Raw genomic sequence first — 14621 nt, forward strand, 5'->3', positions numbered from 1 at the left:
CGCCGCCGGCCGCTACATCGACCGGCTGGAGCGCCGCGCCGGAGAGTGGAAGATCGCCCTGCGCACCAATGTGATCGAGTGGGGCTGCCTGCCGCCTCCGATGCCGATCCCCTTCGCCGACGTTCCCGACATCGCGGTGAACGGCGTGTCCTCGCGCAGCAAGGAGGACCCGTCCTACCAGCGCCCGCTGGTCAACCGGCGCGCGCCGGCCAATCCCGGCAAGGCGTGATGGGGGCCGCTTCCGACAGACTGGCCGGCAAGGTCGCGCTCGTCACCGGCGCGAGCCGGGGCATCGGCAAGGGCACCGCGCTGGCGCTCGCCGAGCATGGGGCGACGGTCTACGTCACCGGGCGCACCGTCAGCCCCGGCGACCATGCGCTGCCCGGATCGCTCGAGGAAACCGTGGCGGAAGTGAACGCGCGCGGGGGCAGGGGCGTGGCGGTGGCCATGGACCTGCTCGACGACGCGCAGATCGCCTCCGTGTTCGAGCAGGTCCAGCGGGACGAAGGCCGGCTGGACCTGCTCGTCAACAACGCGATGTCGATCCCGGACTCGATGACGCAGCGAGTGGGCTTCTGGGACAAGTCGCTCGCGGACGGATGGCAGATCTGGGACACCGGCGTGCGCGCGGCCTTCGTGGCGGCCTGGCACGCGGCGCGGATCATGGTGCCGCAGGGCTCCGGCCTGATCGCCGCGCTCTCCGGCTACGTCGGCGTGACGTATACCTACGACGTCGTGTTCGGCACGACCAAGGGCGCGACCGACCGGATGATGCGCGACATGGGCCATGAACTCCAGGGCACCGGCGTCAGCGCCGTCTCGCTCTGGCAGGGCTTCACCTATACCGAACGCGCGACCGAAAACCTGAAGTCAGTGCCCGGAATGGCCAGCCAGCTCAACAGCGCGGTCGGCTCGTCGCCCGAGTTTCCTGGCCGGGTGATCGCGGCGCTGGCAATGGACCCTGAAGTCGCGGCCAAGTCCGGCGGCACCTTCATTAACGCCGAACTCGCCGCCGAATACGGCGTGACCGACAAAGACGAGCGCACGATCCCCTCGCTGCGCGAAACCCGCGGCGCGCCCCTGTGGGCGGCCGGTGACACGACATGGAGAGCACAATGACCGAACGCCGCTTCGACGGACGCGTCGCCGTCATCACCGGCGGTGCGCGCGGGCTCGGTTTTGCGTATGCGCAGCTGCTGGGATCGCTCGGCGCCCGGATCGTCGTCAACGACAACGGCAGCGCCATGTCGGGCACGGGAAACGACGTCGGCCCGGCCGAGGAGGCCGCGCAGGCCCTGCGCGCCGCGGGCTGCGAGGCGGTGGCCTGCACCGAGAGCGTCGCCACGCCGGAGGGCGGCAAGGCGATCGTCGACGCCGCGCTCGACGCCTTCGGGCGGATCGACGTGCTGATCCACAGCGCCGGCAACGTCCGCTACGGCGCGCTCGACGCGATCAGCCACGAGGATTTCCGCGCGGTAATCGACGTCCACCTGCTCGGTGCTTTCAACGTCGTGCGCCCTGCGTTCGAGCGCATGGCGGCGGCAGGCTATGGCCGGGTGGTGCTCAGCGGCTCGATCGGCGGCCTCTATTCGATCGCGCACGGCGTAAACTATGCAATGTCGAAAAGCTCGATGATCGGCCTCAACAACATGATCGCGATCGAGGGCGCGGACCGCGACGTAAAGTCGAACGTGATCCTGCCGGGCGCCGTCACCCGCATGGCGGAGGGGCTCGACGTGACGCAATATCCACCGATGGGCCCGGAACTCGTTGCGCCGGTAGTCGGCCTGCTCGCGCACGAGAGCTGCCCGGTATCGGGCGAACTCTACGTATCGATGGCCGGCCGTATCGCTCGGGCCTTCGTGACCGAGACGCGCGGCGTCTACCGTCCCGACTGGACCATCGACCAGGTTGCCGCCGACCTCGATGCGATCCGCGACGACAGCCAGCGATGGACCTTCCACCCGGTCGAAAACGGCTTCGGTGAACATATGGCCAAGAGCTTCGCCATGACCCGCGGCGAGGCCTGAGCGTCATAATTGCGGATTTAATCGAGAAAGCCATTAACGAGCCTCCGGCAAGCCGTTAGAACGCGCGGCGTGAACAGGAGACAGTTTCGATGAAGACCCGCGCCGCCGTTGCTTTCGAGGCAAAGAAGCCGCTCGAGATCGTCGAGGTCGACCTCGAAGGACCCAGGGCCGGCGAGGTCCTCGTCGAGATCATGGCGACGGGCATCTGCCACACCGATGCCTATACGCTCGACGGTTTCGACAGCGAGGGCATCTTCCCCTCGATCCTCGGCCACGAGGGTGCCGGCATCGTGCGCGAAGTGGGCGCGGGCGTCACCAGCGTGACGCCCGGCGACCACGTGATCCCGCTCTACACCCCCGAATGCCGGCAGTGTAAGTCGTGCCTCTCGGGCAAAACCAACCTGTGCACCGCGATCCGCGCCACGCAGGGGCAGGGCCTGATGCCCGACGGCACCAGCCGCTTCAGCTACAAGGGCCAACAGATCTTCCACTACATGGGCTGCTCGACGTTCTCGAACTTCACCGTCCTTCCCGAGATCGCGGTCGCCAAGATCCGCCAGGACGCACCGTTCCAGAGCTCGTGCTACGTCGGCTGCGGCGTCACCACCGGCGTCGGCGCGGTGATCAACACGGCCAAGGTGCAGGTCGGCGACAACGTCGTCATCTTCGGCCTCGGCGGCATCGGCCTCAACGTGATCCAGGGCGCGCGCCTCGCGGGGGCGGGCAAGATCATCGGCGTCGACATCAACCCCGACCGAGAGGAATGGGGTCGCCGCTTCGGTATGACCGACTTCCTCGACAGCAAGGGCCTGAGCCGCGAGGAGGTCGTCGCGAAGATCGTGCTGATGACCGACGGCGGCGCGGACTATACCTTCGACGCCACCGGCAACACCGAAGTCATGCGCACTGCGCTCGAGGCCTGCCACCGCGGCTGGGGGACCTCGATCGTCATCGGCGTCGCCGAGGCGGGCAAGGAAATCGCCACCCGTCCGTTCCAGCTGGTGACGGGCCGCAACTGGCGCGGCACCGCGTTCGGCGGCGCCAAGGGCCGCACCGACGTGCCCAAGATCGTCGACATGTACATGACCGGCAAGATCGAGATCGACCCAATGATCACCCACGTCATGGGGCTCGAGGACATCAACACCGCTTTCGACCTGATGCACGAGGGCAAGTCCATTCGCTCTGTCGTCGTCTTCTGATGGAAGTCGTCTCGACCAACCGCAGTCATGGCGGGACGCAGGGCGTCTACCGCCACCATAGCGTCGAGACGGGGACGGAGATGACCTTCTCCGTCTTCGTGCCGGGTCATGCGGAAGGCGCGAAGTTGCCCGTGATCTGGTTCCTGTCCGGGCTGACCTGCACCCATGCGAACGTCACCGAGAAGGGCGAATTTCGCGCAGCATGCGCCCAGCATGGCGTGATCCTCGTCGCGCCCGACACCTCCCCCCGCGGTGACGACGTACCGGACGATGACGCCTACGATTTCGGCAAGGGCGCTGGCTTCTACGTCGATGCGACGCAGGGTCCGTGGGCGCAGCATTTCCGCATGCGGTCCTACATCGAGACGGAGCTGCCGGCGCTGATCGCGGCTGAGTTTCCGGCCGACATGGACCGGCAGGCGATCACCGGCCATTCGATGGGCGGGCACGGCGCGCTGACCGCGGCGTTGCGCAATCCCGGGCGCTTCCGTTCGGTGAGTGCGTTCTCGCCGATCGTGTCGCCGCTGAACTGCCCTTGGGGCGACAAGGCGCTCACCGGCTACATCGATGCCGATCGCGCGAACTGGCGCGCATACGATGCCTGTGCGCTGATCGCGGACGGCGCGCGGCTGCCCGCGCTTCTGGTCGACCAGGGCACGGCGGACGGTTTCCTCGAGGAACAGCTCAAGACGCATCTTCTGGCCGAAGCCTGCGATAAGGCGGCGCAGCCCGCGACGATCCGCATGCAGGAGGGCTACGACCACTCCTATTATTTCATTTCCACCTTCATGGCCGAGCATATCGGCTGGCACGCCGGATACCTGAAGCTCTGACCGTTCAGATGGTCCATCCGTCATGACGGAGCCAACGGGCAAGCCGAAAGCGGCCACTCGCAAGGGCGAGGCGACGCGCGGCCTGATCCTCGACGCCTCGGAGATTCTGTTCGCCCGCAGCGGCTATCTCGGCACGTCGCTGCGTGACATCGCGCAGGAGGCGGGGGTGCGGATCGGGTTGGTGCACTACCACTTCGCCAACAAGCACCTGATCATCGAAGCGGCGTTGGACCGCAAGCTCGGCCTGCTGCGTGATACCATCGCGGCAAGTTTCGCCGAGGCCGAAGCACGGCCGGGCGAGTTCGGGCTCGAGGAGATCGTCACCGCCTTCATCCTGCCGTTCCTTCAGGCAGCGTCGCGCGAGGACGATCCGCTGCGCAACTACATCGTCATGACCTCGCACCTGATGAGTTCGTATCGCATGCCGGAGCTGCGGCCGATCCTCGCCAAGCTCGGCGTCGTATCGGGGATCCTAACCGACCGCCTGCGGGCGCACCAGCCCGAGATTACCGAAAGCAATCTGCTCGCCGGGGTCTACCTGATCGAGGCGGCGCTGATCTTCATGGTGCAGGACCCCGGTTTCCTCGACGACCTCAGCCGCGACCACCATTCGGTCGCGCGGCTGGAGGACATGGCCCGCCCCGCGCTGCGCTTTTTCGCAAGCGGGCTGGAGAGTCTGCAGAAGCCTCTCGCCTGATCGTTTGGATAGTTGGTCGTTCGACCAGTTTTGTTACCTTTCTCTCAACGAACGACATGACCCGCATCGGCGAGGGCGTGCGCACCACGAGAGGAACGGCCCTCCATCAGGGCCGCAAGACCAACGGCGCGCCGCTCGTCCCGGGAAGGAGACGAGATGGGAAGGCAAGACATCGACGCGCTGATGCTCGACGGCCGCGACGCCGCGAACCTGCGGGGCGATCCGATCACCGGCGATCGTTATACCTCGCGCGAATTCATGAAGCGCGAGTGGGACCATATGTGGACCCGCATCTGGCATGTCGCCGGTCGCACGGCCGAGCTGGAAGAGGCCGGCGACTACGTCGTTCATGACTTCATGAACGAGTCGGTGTTCTGCGTCAGGCAGGAGGATGGCTCGATCAAGGCTTTCTACAATGCCTGCCGCCACCGCGGGCAGCGGCTGGTGTGGGACGCGAGTTCGCAGGACTCGTTCCAGTGCCCCTACCACGGCTGGGTCTGGGGCAAGGACGGCGTGCTTGAAAAAGCTCAGGACCCGGAGGATTTTCCGCAGGGCAATCCGTGCGGGAAGCTCAAGCTCAAGGAACTGCGCTGCGCCAACTGGGGCGGCTTCGTCTGGTACACGATGGACGACGAGGCGCCCGAACTGCTCGATTTCCTGGCGCCGATGCCCGAGCTCTACAAGAACTATCCGATGGACACCGGGGTGCGGGTGTTCTGGATGAAGATCGACCTCAACACCAACTGGAAGTTCGCCACCGACAACTTCTCGGAGAGCTACCACACGCGCACCGCGCATCCGCAGGTGCCGCCGTGGATCGACCAGGACGTCGACACCGCGCGCCACGAGATGTGGCTGGGCGGGCATGGCCGGACGGTGCAGCCGATGCGCCCATCGCTGTCGGACCGGCTGCCCGATGGGGTAGACCATCCCTTCGACGCGATCCTGCGCCAGTGGGACATCGATCCCGATGCCTACCCGGACTTCGAGACGAAGGCGATGCAGGGCTGGCTCGACCTCAAGGACGCCAAGAAGCAGCTGTGGCGGGAGCGCGGCTATCTGCATTACGAGCACATGGACGACGAGGAGATCACCGACAGTCCGCATACGGTGATGTTCCCCAACGTCACCATCAGCTTCCTGCCCGACAATCTCGTCTTCTTCCGCACCGAGCCGCATCCGGAAGACCCGAACAAATGTACGTTCGACCTGTGGTGCATGGCCTTCCCGGTAGAGGGTCAGACGGTGGTGGAATCGGTCATGGCGGGGCCCCAGCCGCTGCGCGAGGCGGAGTTCCAGCACCGCGCCTTCGACAACGGGCGCGGCGTGCCGGAGATCAGGGACCAGATCGTCTACCAGGACATGCTGCTGGCCGAAGGTCAGCAGAAGGGCATGCATTCTCGCGGCTACGACGACGCCTACCTTGCGGGGCAGGAAACCCGGGTGAGATTTTTCCACGAGGTCCTGAACGATTACCTCGAAGGACGGCGCTGACCGCCCCGGACGGGGTTTGGTTGATGAAGTACATTCGCGCGAACCCTTCCTTGAAGGCGCGCGGCGGGCGGGGCGGTTCACGGTTGAAAGAGCCTGAGCGAACCTAACAGCCTTTGCCGATGTAGGAAAATGGCCGCGCCGCGAGGCACGATGGCGGAAGGGCCGGCGCGTTCCCGGCCACGAGACGACAAAATAACAGAACGAGTGGGAGACGACACATGAAGACCTGGCTCAACGACAGTTCCCGAATCGCGCTTGGCGCCGCGGCGCTGATGGCATCGCACGCGGCCATCGCGCAGGAGGCGCCGCCCGAGGCGGAACCCCAGCAGGTCGGCGGCATCCAGGAGATCGTCGTTACCGCGCAGAAGAAGTCCGAGAACCTGCAGGACGTGCCGATCTCGATCACCGCGGTCGGCGGCGAGGCGCTGGCGGCGACGCAGGGCACCTCGCTCCAGGCGCTGCAGGGCCAGATCCCCAACGTCCAGATCAACAACTTCGCCAACACGCCCCAGAGCGCGGTCTTCACCGTGCGCGGCATCGGCGTGATCGAGCCCGACCCCTACGCGGGCAACACCGTGTCGATCGTGGTCGACGGCGTGCCGCAGTTCTTCTCGATGGGCGCGCTGCTCGACCTCTACGACGTCGATCGGATCGAGGTGCTGCGCGGGCCGCAGGGCACGCTGTTCGGCGCCAACACCACCGGCGGCGTCATCAACGTCGTCACCGCGCAGCCGACCGGCGAGTTCGGCGGCCACGTCAAGGCGGTCTACGGCAACTACAACCGCTTCGACGTGACCGGCTCGATCGAGGCGCCGCTGGTCGAGGACATGCTCTCGCTCAAGGTCGCGGGGATCCACACCCAGCGCGAGGGCTGGGTCACCAACGTCGTCGACGGCTCCGACATGGGCAAGAAGAACCTCGACGCCGTGCGCGCCTACCTGCGCTTCACGCCGAGCGGAAAATTCGACGCCACGCTGCAGGGCGAATACGTCAACGCCCGCAACGGCTCGCCGATCGTCATCAACGGAGCGCGGCCGGGCGAGGCACTGTACGTGGCGCCGGGCACGCAGGGGCCGGGTACGGGGGGCATGTACGTCGGCCCCTGCGCGGCGAACGGGCAATCGGGCATGTGCACCGCGCCCGACAAGTATTACGGCGCCAACAACTCGGTGCCCGACCAGTCCTACATGGACACCTATTCCGGCACGCTGACGATGAACTGGCGCGACACCGGGCTTGGCGACTGGACCTCGATCACCGGCTACAAGAAGTTCAAGCTGCGCGAATACACCGACCAGGACGGCACCCCGCTGTTCCTGAACGACACCTACCGCCGCACCGAGGGCTGGCAGCTGAGCCAGGAACTGCGCACCAACCTGGAGCTGACCGATACGCTTAACGTGCTGGTCGGCGGCTTCTATCTGAAGGACCACTACGACCACATCCAGGCCTATCGCCTGCAGTTCGCGGCGCCGGGCCTGCTGCAGACCAACCTGCAGGACCAGGACAACTACTCCATCTCCGGCTTCGCGCAGGCCTACTGGCAGGCGACCGACCGGCTGAAGCTCCAGGCGGGCATCCGCTACACTCACGAGCGCACGGAATCGACGCCGAGCCTGACCAACAGCATCGGTGATCCCGCCGGTTCGAACTACTCGGGCGATGGCAACCTCGTGCTTTCCAGCTTCACCGTGGGCGGGAAGAAAAGCTGGAACAACGTCGGCTGGAAGCTGGGCGCGGACTACGAGATCCTCGACGACACGCTGCTCTACGCAAGCTGGGTGCGCGGCTTCAAGTCGGGCGGCTTCACTGCCCGCGTCGGCGTCCCGGCGGATGGTGACACGCCCTACGATCCGGAAAAGGTCGATACCTTCGAGGCCGGCATCAAGGCCGACCTGCTCGACCGCCGCCTGCGCATCAACCTGGCCGCATTCTACACCAACTACCGCGACATGCAGGTGGCGCAGATCTACTTCGACACCGACACGGCCACGCAGGGCAACCGCATCCTCAACGCCGGCAAGTCCGAGATCAAGGGCTTCGAACTGGAGACCACCGCGGCCCCTGTGGACGGCATGACCCTGCGCGCCTCGCTCGCCTACCTCGACGCGAAGTACAAGGAATTCCCCTATACCGACCCGCTGACCGGCGAGGTTCTCGACCTCCAGGGCTACCGCCTCCAGAACGCGCCCAAGTGGAATGCCAGCTTCGGGGCGAACTTCGTGATCCCTCTGGGCAACGGTGCCGACCTCGTCAGCGACGTGTCGTACACCTACACCAGTTCCAAGTACTATACCGCGATCCTCGATACCGAGCGCTCGAAGATCCAGCCGACGCACCTCGTCGATGCCTCGCTTACCTACAAGCCGGAGGGCGCCGCATGGTCGTTGGGCCTGTGGGCCACGAACCTCCTGGACTCCCGTTACGTGTCAACTGTTTACGACAGCCCAGGCTATGCGGGTCTGGCCGGCTACGCCCCGCCGCGCCAGTTCGGCGGCTCGGCCAGCTTCAACTTCTGAGCGGCGCATGACCCCGCAGGAGCAACGAACATGAACCGCGTAAAGGGCAAGGTCGCCCTCATCACCGGCGGCGCTTCTGGGCTCGGCGCCGCCGACGCCCGGCTGCTGGCGGCGGAGGGGGCGCAGGTCGTCATCACCGACCTCCAGGCCGACCTCGGCCGCGAGGTTGCCGCCTCGATCCCGGGCGCGCTGTTCCTCGAGCACGATGTGCGCGACGAGGCGCAGTGGCGCGACGTGGCGGCGCAGGCCACGGCGCACTTCGGCAGGCTCGACGTGCTGGTGAACAATGCGGGTTTGGTACGCTTCGGCAATGTCGAGGAATGCGACCTCGAGACGTTTCGCCTGCAGATGGAGGTCATGGTCGAGGGCTGCTTCCTCGGCTGCAGGACCGCGCTGCCGCATATGACCAAAGGCGGCGGCGGTTCGATCATCAACATCGCCTCGGTCGCCGCGCTCAAGGGCATCAGCGCGATCCCCGCCTACAGCGCGGCCAAGGCGGGCATCCTTGCACTGACCCGTAGCGTTGCGGTGCATTGCATGGAGCAGGGCTACAAGATCCGCGTCAACGCCATCGCGCCCGGTGCCCACGACACGCCGATGACGCAGGCCGCGCTCGCGCAGTTGCCGCAGGACAATGCCGGGCTCGACCAGGTCAACGCGCATGGGCAGGGCATGCCGGAGGACGTCGCCAACCTCGTGCTGTTCCTTGCCTCCGAGGAATCGCGCCAGATCACCGGCACCCACATCGTCATCGACAACGGGGAGACGGTGGCGTGAGCATCGGGCATCTCGCCGACGTGCAGGCGATCGCCAACGTGCTCTCGCGCCACAGCCGGGGCGTCGACCGCGCGGACGAGGGGCTGCTGGTGGGCTGCTACCACCCCGGCGCCACCGTCGACTACCGCTTCTACGCGGGCCCTGCGCGGGACTTCGCCGCCATCCTGACCGGCGCCCAGAAGGCCCAGCCGGTCACGCTGCACCGCACCGCGCAGATGTGGATCGAACTGGCCGGGGACCGCGCCGCCTCGGAAAGCTACGTCATGGCCTACGCCTCCAGCGCGGGGGAGGGCGGTCCCGCCACCCAGCACCTCATCTGCGGCCGCTACCTCGACCGCCACGAGCGCCGAGGCGGGGAATGGCTGCTGACCCACCGCACCTATGTGCTCGACACCAATGTGAACTGGACGGGCGGGGGCGAACTGCCGGGGCTCGGCGGGCCCGAGCATCAGGTGCCGATCGGTGGTCACGGCGCGGCGGACGCGGGGATCGCCCTGCTCACGCAGGCGTACGCCAGGAACAAGGGAAAAGGATCGCAGCCGATGACACATGACGCAGACAGGATCGACGCGGTGATCTCGCGCCAGCAGATCGCCGACATCACCATGGCCTACTGCCGGGGCGTGGACCGCGCCGACGTGGCATTGCTCAGCCGAGCGTTCCACGATGATGCGACCGTCGTCAGCGGCGCGTTCAACGGCAGCGGGCCCGATTTCGCCGTCGCCATCCGCAAGCTTGTCGAGGAAACCTACGAGCAGACCTTCCACTCCATCGCCAACCAGTGGATCGAGGTGAGCGGCGACGGCGCCGTGGGCGAAACCTACGTCATCGCCGTCTCCACCACTCGCGACGGGACCGACACCCTCACCGGCGGGCGCTACGTCGACCGTTTCGAGCGGCGCGGCGGACGCTGGGCCATCGCCGAGCGCACCTTCGTGCTAGACTGGACGCGCAGCGAGCCGAGCACGCGCGACATGGTGGGCGGCATGTACGGTGCGCTCGACCTCCACGGCAGCCGCGGGCAGAGCGACCCGGTCTACGCCTTCATGCGCGCCTGACCCAGATCGCCGTGGTCTGCGGGTAGGAAACCCGCACCTCGCCCTCGATCAGCCGCGCATCGAAGCCGAGCGCGTCCTCGCCATTTCGCGCATCCGCAAGAAACAGCGCGCGGATCTCGTCGATCGTGCAGGTCACCGGAAACGAGGTGGCGAGCACCGCGTCGAGCGGCACGTCCGCCGCGACGCTGGCGTTCAGCATCGGCGGATCGAGCGGCAAGCCGGTGCCCAGATGCGCCATTTCTCCCGGCGTCAGCGCGTGGACGTGCGAGGTGTCGCGCATCCGCTCCATGCGGTCGTAGGCAGCGGATTTCTCGGGCGCGGGCGTGACGTCGCGTACCGCGACCCGCCCGCCGGGGCGGCACACGCGCACCATCTCGGCCAGCGCGGGACGGGGGTCGAGCATGTGGTGGAACGCCGCCCCGCAGACGACGAGGCTGAAGCTCGTATCGGCGAAGGGAAGCGCGAAGGCGTCACCCTCGACCCAATCCACGTTGTCGCAGCCGCTCCGCTCCTGCGCGCCGCGCGCCTGCTCCAGCATCGCCGGGGTCAGGTCGAGTCCGGTCACATGCGCGACATGGGGCGCCAGGCTCAAGGCCATCGCGCCGGTCCCGCAGCATACGTCGAGCACCTCGTCCTCGGGCGCCAGCCCCACCTGTGCCCGGAACGCCGCGCTGCGATCGACCCCCGCCATCGCCCCCGTCAGGCGCCCATAACCTTCCGCCTGCCGCGAGAACTGGTCGAGAACCTGCGCCTTCTGCTCCACCGGCACGAAGCTATGGTCCGCCCGCGACCTCACGTTAAGCAGCCGCGCACCCTGCTCCCCCGCGCGGAAGCTGTAGGGCTCTCCCGCCGGGATGAACATCGAGCCGCCCGCCTCCAGCGCCCGCCCGCCCCAGTGCAGTGAGCCTTCGACGACATAGAAGATTTCCGGATCGTCGTGGCTGTGCGGCGCCACCAGCGTCCGCGCGTTCAGCCGCATTTCCATGAGCTGCGGCCCGTCGTCGCCCGCCTCGTGAAAGGCGAGGTGGCCCTCCAGCTCGGTCGGGTCGATGTGATCGCGCATCCAGCCCATCGGGATGTCGCCGATCCTGCGCCAGGCGAGCTGGTCGGGCGCGTGTACGCGGATGGTCATGGCGGTGTTCCTCGTTGCCGTTGTCCGCAGTCTACGGCCTGGGCGATTGACCGTCTCACCGGCATCGGCCAATCTTTGGCGCGCAGCGGCCAGTCGGGAGAGCGCGATGGACGACATAGGCCTGGTTACGCTGGTCGATCCGGCGGTGCGGCCGCGCGCAGGCGCGATCGTGCAGGACGCCTTCGACCTCGACTGTCCCTGGCACCACCACGACATGCACCAGCTGCAATATGCCTTCGCCAGCGCCATGGAACTGGAGGACAGCAGCGGCCGGCATCTCTTGCCGCAGACACTGGCGGGCTGGATTCCGGCCGGCGTGCCCCACCGCAACAGCGTCCATCACGTCCCCTCGGTGTCGATCCTGCTGTCCGCGGACATGGTGCCCGACGCCGGGACGCGGGTGCGTATCGTGCGCGTATCTCCTCTGATGCGCGAGATGATCGCCGAAGCCATGCGCTGGCCGTTGAAGCGCCCCCTCGACCCGACCGGCGAGGCTTATTTCATCGCAATGGGCCGGCTCTGCGGGGAATGGATACGTGACGAGGCACCGTTTACGCTTCCGACGTCAGCCGATCCTGCCTTGCGCGCCGCCATCGCGGCAACCCAAGATGACCTTGCGGATGCGACGCTCTCCACGGTCTGCAGCGCCGCCGGGCTCTCCGAACGCACACTGCGCCGCCGTTTCCGCAGCGAACTGGGCCTCGGCTGGGACGAATACCGCCGCCGCGCCCGGTTGCTGCGCGCGATCGAGGTGATGGCGACGAGCGACACCTCAATTGCCCGCATCGCCGCAGACGTGGGCTTCGAGAGCCAGAGCGCGTTCTCCAGCGCTTTCCGCCGCCTCACCGGCATGACGCCGCGTGCGTTCCGGTCAAGCGGGGCTCAGGCCCTGGACGGTTCCTCGGCGTAGAGGGTGATCTGGGTGTGCAGTCCGTCGACCGAGGATTGGCCGACCCACAGGTCGAACAGGCCCGGTTCGGCGATGCGCCGATTGCCCGCGCCGACGAACTCGAGGTCGGCGCGCGAAAGGGCGAAGCGCACCGTGCGGTTGCCGCCCGGGTCGAGCGTCACGCGCTCCATGTGCTTCAGTTCGCGGATCGGGCGAGTGCGGCTGGCCACGCGGTCGCGGATGTAGAGCTGCACCACTTCGCTGCCCTTGCGCGGGCCCTTGTTGATCACGCGCACGGAAACGTCGATGCTCTTGTCCCAGCGCAGCGCGGCGTCCGAGAGCTCCAGCTTGTCGAGCGCGAACCGGGTGTAGCTGAGGCCATGGCCGAAGGGGTAGCGGGCGCTGTTGTCGGTGGTGGCGTAGCGCGCTTTGTACTCGGTGCTGCCTTGGCCCAGCACCGGCCGCCCGGTGGACTTGCGGTCGTAGAAGAACGGTTCCTGCCCCGATTCCCAAGGGAAACTGACGGGCAGCTTGCCCGAGGGGTCGACCTTGCCGAGCAGGATGTCGGCGATGGCGTGCCCGCTTTCGGAGCCGAGGAACCAGGTGGCCAGCACGGCATTGGCGTTGGCGACGCCCTCGTGAAGCGCCAGCGCGCGGCCATGGCGCAGCAGCACGACGACAGGCTTGCCGGTCGCCGCGACGGCATCCGCGAGCGCCTGCTGGGCGGCGGGAATCTCGATCGTCGTGCGGGACTGCGCCTCTCCCGACATGTCCTGCGCCTCGCCCAGTGCGAGCAGGACCACGTCGGCGGCCTTGGCGGCCTTCACCGCTTCGGCGATCCCGCCCTCGATCGCTTCGTGGATGGAGCTGCCGCGCACGACGGTGAGTTTACCGGGATCGGGCAGGGCGGCGCGCAGGCCACTGGCGATGTCCACGCCCTTGCCGGGGTCGCCGTAGAACGCCCAGGGGCCGTAGAGATTGTCCTTGTCTTCGCCGAAGGGGCCGATCAGTGCGATCCTGCGGGCCTTGTCCGGGTCGATCGGCAAGACGCCATCGTTTTGCAGCAGCACCACCGAGCGGGCCGCCGCCTCCCGCGCGAGTGCGCGATGCGCCGGGGTGGCGATGTTCCTGGCCTCGGTCTCGGCGTCGAGCGAGCGCCAGGGGTTCTCGAACAGGCCCATCGCGGCCTTGACGTAGAGGATGCGGCGCACCGCCACGTCCACCGTCGCCATCGGCACCGCACCGGTTTTCACCAGTTCGGGCAGGTAGCGGATGTAGAGCCCGCTCTGCATCGACATGTCGACGCCCGCCAGCACCGCAAGGCGGGCAGCGTCGCGCTCGTCCTCCGCGAACCCGTGGGCGATCAGTTCCTCGTCGGCGGTGTAGTCGGAGAACACGAAGCCCCGGAAGCCCATCTCGCCGCGCAGGAGGTCGGTGAGCAGGGCGCGGTCGGCGGTGGCGGGCACGCCGTTGATCTCGCTGAACGCCGCCATGGTGGTGAGTGCGCCGGCCGCGAAGGACGAGCCGAACGGCGGCAGGTGAGTCTCGCGCAGGGTTTCGTCGCTGATGTCGACGCTGCCGTACTCCAGGCCCGCCGCCACCGCGCCATAGGCGGCAAAGTGCTTCGGGCAGGCGAGCAGCGAATCGTCGCGGCGCAGGTCGCGGGTCTGGAAGCCGCGCACGCGGGCGGCGGAGAGCAGCGCGGTGAGCGTCACGTCCTCGCCCGCGCCTTCGACGACGCGGCCCCAGCGCTGGTCGCGCGCCACGTCGGCCATGGGCGCGAAAGTCAGGTGCAGGCCCGCCGCCGTCGCCTCGATCGCCATCGCGCGGGCGGTGCGCTGGGCCAGCACCGGGTCGAAGCTGGACGCCTCGGCGAGGGGGACGGGGAAGATCGTCTTGAGGCCGTGGATCACGTCGCCCGCGAAGATCAGCGGGATGCCGAGGCGGCTATCGAGCGCCATCTGCTGGGCACGGCGGGCTCCCGCCACGC

Annotated in this window: 12 protein-coding genes and 1 pseudogene; 11 read left to right on the forward strand and 2 right to left on the reverse strand. The window is 67.4% G+C overall.

The window, feature by feature from the left end; genetic code table 11:
* From PMI02_RS02660 to PMI02_RS25715, 10 genes and pseudogenes are all read left to right on the forward strand, one after another.
* Positions 1–229, forward strand: a pseudogene (locus PMI02_RS02660) (nuclear transport factor 2 family protein); the annotation flags it as partial.
* Positions 229–1119: an SDR family NAD(P)-dependent oxidoreductase gene (locus PMI02_RS02665; RefSeq protein ID WP_007678339.1), complete on the forward strand. Its 891-nt coding sequence runs from the start codon at positions 229–231 to the stop codon at positions 1117–1119. The pseudogene PMI02_RS02660 and the gene PMI02_RS02665, both read left to right, overlap by 1 nt.
* Positions 1116–2030, forward strand: coding sequence for an SDR family NAD(P)-dependent oxidoreductase (locus tag PMI02_RS02670; protein WP_007678340.1), 915 nt, complete (start codon positions 1116–1118; stop codon positions 2028–2030). The genes PMI02_RS02665 and PMI02_RS02670 overlap by 4 nt, the downstream gene beginning before the upstream one ends.
* A gap of 89 nt (positions 2031–2119) precedes the next feature.
* Positions 2120–3232, forward strand: a complete 1113-nt coding sequence (locus PMI02_RS02675; protein WP_007678341.1) for an S-(hydroxymethyl)glutathione dehydrogenase/class III alcohol dehydrogenase — start codon at positions 2120–2122, stop codon at positions 3230–3232.
* Entirely contained in the window at positions 3232–4065 is an 834-nt protein-coding gene (fghA, locus tag PMI02_RS02680) for an S-formylglutathione hydrolase (protein ID WP_007678343.1), read from the forward strand. The genes PMI02_RS02675 and fghA overlap by 1 nt, the downstream gene beginning before the upstream one ends.
* A 22-nt stretch (positions 4066–4087) precedes the next feature.
* Positions 4088–4762, forward strand: coding sequence for a TetR/AcrR family transcriptional regulator (locus PMI02_RS02685; RefSeq protein ID WP_007678345.1), 675 nt, complete (start codon positions 4088–4090; stop codon positions 4760–4762).
* A gap of 156 nt (positions 4763–4918) precedes the next feature.
* The gene (locus tag PMI02_RS02690) at positions 4919–6256 is read left to right on the forward strand and encodes an SRPBCC family protein (protein WP_007678348.1); all 1338 of its coding nucleotides are present in this window, start codon (positions 4919–4921) and stop codon (positions 6254–6256) included.
* A 218-nt stretch (positions 6257–6474) separates the two neighbouring features.
* Entirely contained in the window at positions 6475–8775 is a 2301-nt protein-coding gene (locus tag PMI02_RS02695; RefSeq protein WP_007678351.1) for a TonB-dependent receptor, read from the forward strand.
* 30 nt (positions 8776–8805) lie between these two features.
* Positions 8806–9552 (forward strand): SDR family oxidoreductase, encoded by a 747-nt coding sequence (locus PMI02_RS02700; protein ID WP_007678354.1) that lies wholly within the window; start codon positions 8806–8808, stop codon positions 9550–9552.
* Positions 9549–10610: a nuclear transport factor 2 family protein gene (locus PMI02_RS25715; protein ID WP_007678357.1), complete on the forward strand. Its 1062-nt coding sequence runs from the start codon at positions 9549–9551 to the stop codon at positions 10608–10610. The genes PMI02_RS02700 and PMI02_RS25715 overlap by 4 nt, the downstream gene beginning before the upstream one ends.
* Here PMI02_RS25715 and PMI02_RS02710 read toward each other — a convergent pair.
* Positions 10597–11742 carry a methyltransferase domain-containing protein gene (locus PMI02_RS02710; protein WP_007678360.1) on the reverse strand — a complete coding sequence of 382 codons (1146 nt, stop codon included), beginning with the start codon at positions 11740–11742 and terminating at the stop codon, positions 10597–10599. The two genes, PMI02_RS25715 and PMI02_RS02710, sit on opposite strands and share 14 nt — an antisense overlap.
* A gap of 106 nt (positions 11743–11848) precedes the next feature.
* On the opposite strand from PMI02_RS02710, the gene PMI02_RS02715 reads away from it, so the two are divergent.
* Positions 11849–12652, forward strand: a complete 804-nt coding sequence (locus tag PMI02_RS02715) for a helix-turn-helix transcriptional regulator (RefSeq protein ID WP_007678363.1) — start codon at positions 11849–11851, stop codon at positions 12650–12652.
* Here the strand turns inward: PMI02_RS02715 and PMI02_RS02720 are convergent.
* A complete protein-coding gene (locus PMI02_RS02720; protein WP_007678365.1) occupies positions 12625–14619 on the reverse strand; it encodes a glycoside hydrolase family 3 N-terminal domain-containing protein in 1995 nt (664 codons plus the stop codon). The genes PMI02_RS02715 and PMI02_RS02720 overlap by 28 nt on opposite strands.
* Positions 14620–14621 lie beyond the last annotated feature (2 nt).

This window comes from Novosphingobium sp. AP12 (assembly GCF_000281975.1).
Lineage (GTDB): Bacteria > Pseudomonadota > Alphaproteobacteria > Sphingomonadales > Sphingomonadaceae > Novosphingobium.